The organism is Marinitenerispora sediminis (genome assembly GCF_003336425.1).
In the GTDB taxonomy this organism is placed as follows: Bacteria; Actinomycetota; Actinomycetes; order Streptosporangiales; family Streptosporangiaceae; genus Marinitenerispora; species Marinitenerispora sediminis.
In genome coordinates this window covers 1-1,071 of the sequence record NZ_QEIO01000318.1, presented here as the reverse complement: position 1 = coordinate 1,071, position 1,071 = coordinate 1, and the positions used below count along the sequence as shown (strand labels likewise).

1 pseudogene is annotated in these 1,071 nt (G+C 54.7%); it reads left to right on the top strand.

Features of this window, described 5'->3' with window-relative positions:
- Window positions 1-71 precede the first annotated feature (71 nt).
- Window positions 72-1,071 (top strand): annotated as a pseudogene (locus DEF28_RS26570) (histidine kinase); the annotation flags it as partial.

Here is a 1,071-nt window from a genome sequence, read left to right as displayed (position 1 = left end):
TTGTAATACTATGCTGATTTTGCACATGCTATACTAGCTAACAGCAACTACATGCCGGAAAGGGAATCGATATGGCACATCACCGGAACAGCGCTGTTCCATTCCAGGAGCAGGGTTTAGACAGCTCTCTGAGGAAAAAACGCGGCACGCTAAAAATCTTTTTCGGATACGCGGAAGGGGTCGGCAAGACATGCGCCATGCTGAATGCTGCGCATGACGAGCAAAGAGACGGGAAGGACGTAGTTGCGGGATACATTGAAACGCACCAGCGTCCGGAGACGGAAGCGATGATGGAGGGGCTGGAGGTGCTGCCGAGGCTTGCGTTTCCTTCCCGGGAATTTGATCTGGATAAAGCCCTGCACAGGCGGCCTGATCTGATCCTGGTGGATGAGCTGGCCCACCATAACGGTGCTGACTGCCGGCACAAGAAGCGGTATCAGGATATTGAGGAGCTGCTGCGTGCAGGAATCAATGTATATACAACGGTTAATGTGCAGCACCTTGAAAGTCTGCATGACATTGTCGCAGCCATCACCGGCCTGACCGTGCAGGAGCGGATTCCCGACAGCGTGTTTGAAGGGGCTGACCAGATTGAGCTGGTTGATATTCCGCCGGATGATCTGCTGGACCGTCTGAACAAGGGGAAGCTTGTTACAGAAGGGCAGGAGCAGCACGAAAGTTTTTCACAGCTGTTTGTCAAAAGCAAGCTGATTGCCCTGCGGGAAATCGCCCTTCGTTATACTGCGGACCAGCTGGGGCGGATTACCCGGCGATCCGGTGACAGGGCTGCTGAGGAGGCCTATCATACGGCAGACCATATTCTGGTCTGTATCTCCTCTGCTGCTTCCAGTAAAAAAGTGATCCGTACAGCCGCGAGAATGGCCGAAGCGTTCCGGGGGGCTTTTACAGCATTATATGTGGAAACGCCTAGAAGCAAAGAGCTGACTCACAAGAGCAAGGCTGAGCTCCGGGAAAACCTGCGGCTGGCCGAACAGCTGGGTGCCCAGCCGGCGACAGTCTACGGCGACGATATACCGGGACAGATTGCCGAATACGCCGTCTCCAGCCGGG